This window comes from Pyrobaculum sp., from assembly GCF_049971835.1.
Lineage (GTDB): Archaea > Thermoproteota > Thermoprotei > Thermoproteales > Thermoproteaceae > Pyrobaculum.
Genome location: NZ_JBMFKV010000260.1, coordinates 1 through 2,237, shown reverse-complemented (window position 1 = coordinate 2,237; position 2,237 = coordinate 1). Strand labels below are relative to the sequence as shown.

At 57.6% G+C, this 2,237-nt stretch carries 4 protein-coding genes; all 4 read right to left on the bottom strand.

Going from position 1 to position 2,237, the window contains the following annotated elements; all coding sequences use genetic code 11:
* Positions 1-312: hypothetical protein (locus tag ACP5J3_RS13420; RefSeq protein ID WP_428496150.1), on the bottom strand; the 312-nt coding region annotated here is incomplete at its 3' end.
* Positions 313-353: 41 nt separating this feature from the next.
* Positions 354-1,409, bottom strand: coding sequence for a hypothetical protein (locus ACP5J3_RS13415; protein WP_428496149.1), 1,056 nt, complete (start codon positions 1,407-1,409; stop codon positions 354-356).
* Positions 1,406-1,885 (bottom strand): hypothetical protein, encoded by a 480-nt coding sequence (locus ACP5J3_RS13410; RefSeq protein WP_428496148.1) that lies wholly within the window; start codon positions 1,883-1,885, stop codon positions 1,406-1,408. The genes ACP5J3_RS13415 and ACP5J3_RS13410 overlap by 4 nt, the downstream gene beginning before the upstream one ends.
* Positions 1,886-2,237, bottom strand: a 352-nt coding sequence (locus tag ACP5J3_RS13405) for a hypothetical protein (RefSeq protein WP_428496147.1), incomplete at its 5' end; no start/stop codon positions are given.

Below are 2,237 nucleotides of genomic sequence, written 5' to 3'. Positions count from 1 at the left end.
CACCTCGACTACAACCAGCGTCTTGTCGTCTAAAATCCCCAGAACATCAAATCTCTCCCTCCCGCCAGGTATTTGCACAAACAAGGCACTGCCCCAGTCGCTGGGAACAGGTTTCCTCACGTAATCCTCTCCAGGTCTGGGGATTGTAACCTCGGCACCTAGCAACGCCGGATTTAGCTTAAGGATATCCGCAACTAAGGCCATTGAAAAGTACTTATATACGGTTTCCGGCACGCCCTGTGTGCTGAAGAGACTGTAGACAGACTCATCAATGTGGTATGTCATCATATAAGTCTCGGCGCTACCTCCCACAAGGCTTTTTAACCTCCATAAAGATCCGCTAAAAGCTCTGGCTAGTGCCCGAACCTTCTATAGGTTTTACAACGCAGACACATACAGTGATCAAGATCTACATAAATAGGCGGGCCCAGCACAGGGTCAAAAACCCCCGCGCTCTCCGGCCTTACCAACGGCCACTTCAGCAGAGTGGTGTCCTCCACTACATTCGCCCCGTACTCCCTGGCGTGTTTAAACGTGCGTGTGGGGACCACCGGGTACGTGTACGCCTTTGGAGGACCTCTCACATCTACAAGAGAGCCGCCATACGGCTCTCTAACGACGACGCGGCCGCCCTCTCTAACAGCAGTGTAGAGGCCGTCCTCCCCCATCAAAACCCACTCCCCCGTATCCAGCGTGCCCAAGACGAAATCCCACGCAATGTACTCATCCCCACCCCTACCCACTAGGCGGAGGTAGTCGGCGTCCGGCTCCACAATACGAAACTCCTCGCCCGTTAACCTGCCGGAACCCGGGAAACGGGGATCAGCGCCGTGGTAGACGGTGTTGATAGGGGGTTTGCAAACTTCGCCGATGTCTTGTATAGTGTAATTTTTCCTCTTGTATTCATTAGCGCATTCCCCTTTATATCTTATGGAGAGCATAGCCGCAGTGATGTAGCTAATACCCTCATCAAGGGACAGCAGTACCGGTGGAGAGCCGCCTGAGTCCGGCACGAGAGCCACCCCACCCCCCGGCAGAAGGGCGTAGACGCCGAGATATCTGCCGCCACTGACGTAGTCCCCGCCGATGAAGCGCGTCCAGCGAAACTCGCCGCCGCTTAGATAAGGGGCGGGAGGCGCCGGGTAGTCAGCCACAGGCGGAGGCCCGGACTCCGCGTAGATTAGATAAAGGCCGTCCTGCGCGGGTAGCACCACGTAGTGCCCTCCGCCGCCTTCTGTAAACAGCGCAAGCCCCCACGTTGAGACCCTTCTAAACATCTCCCTCCCCCCAGCCGGTGTGCGGACAAATCTAAAGCCGACCCTCCTCACGCCAGCCGTCAGCCCCAGCCCTCCCTCGAAAGAGAGAACCTCCCCGCACCCGTCGCCGCAGACAATAACCTCGGGAATCACCGCAGAAACTGGGGAGTACCCACAAATTCCGTAGCCACACGATTAACAACCTCCGGTATTGGCTTGCCCCCCGCGAGCTCCACCTGGTAGAAGTTGTCATAAGCGTCGCCAGCCACACGCTTTAAGAAATCCGGCGTCAGCGAACCCAGCTCAGTCTCCACCGCGTAGACAACCCCCCTACCCAGCCTCATATCCACAAGCACCAGAGAAAACACAACCGGCGTCTTCTCGCCACGCCAGTTCAGCTTTGCAATACGCGGCTCATATACAAAAGTACTAGTGGCCCCGGAGGCCCCCACCCCGCTGAACCCAGCCCCGTTGAACGCCGCTATGTAATACGACAAAATTTCACCAGCAGATAGCCCACCTCTAGCAAGTTTCCCAACAGAGACAAGGGCGCCCACTTTCCTATACACCTCATACATATCGTTTATAAGCCGCTCCCAGGCGCCCTCCCTCAACACCGCCGGACGCATCTAGCCGCGCCCCCGGCGCGCCTCCGCGCACAGATCCCGCAACCTCGACGCCGCGGCCGACACGTCAACCCGCTCAACCGGCCACATGGTAACCCCCCGGAAAACCTCGCCATCGTCGAGACAAACCCCCTTGTAGCTGACAGAACCACCACCGCCACATATCGGAAAACCCGGCGTCGAAGCCGCCGCAAAACCCAAATACGGCGGCCCTTCTACTTTCCTCACGTCGTCTTGATAGGGGCCTACCACCTCCACATAGCCAAACCTCTCCCCGTCCTCCCGTCTGTGGAAAACCCCCACATACAAGCCGTCTCTACCCATAAGCACCCACCCCCCATCCACCACACCCAAG

Coding starts and splice junctions, on each gene's coding strand:
- ACP5J3_RS13410 (WP_428496148.1), bottom strand. CDS start 1,885: ATGCGTCCGGCGGTGTTGAGGGAGGGCGCCTGGGAGCGGCTTATAAAC.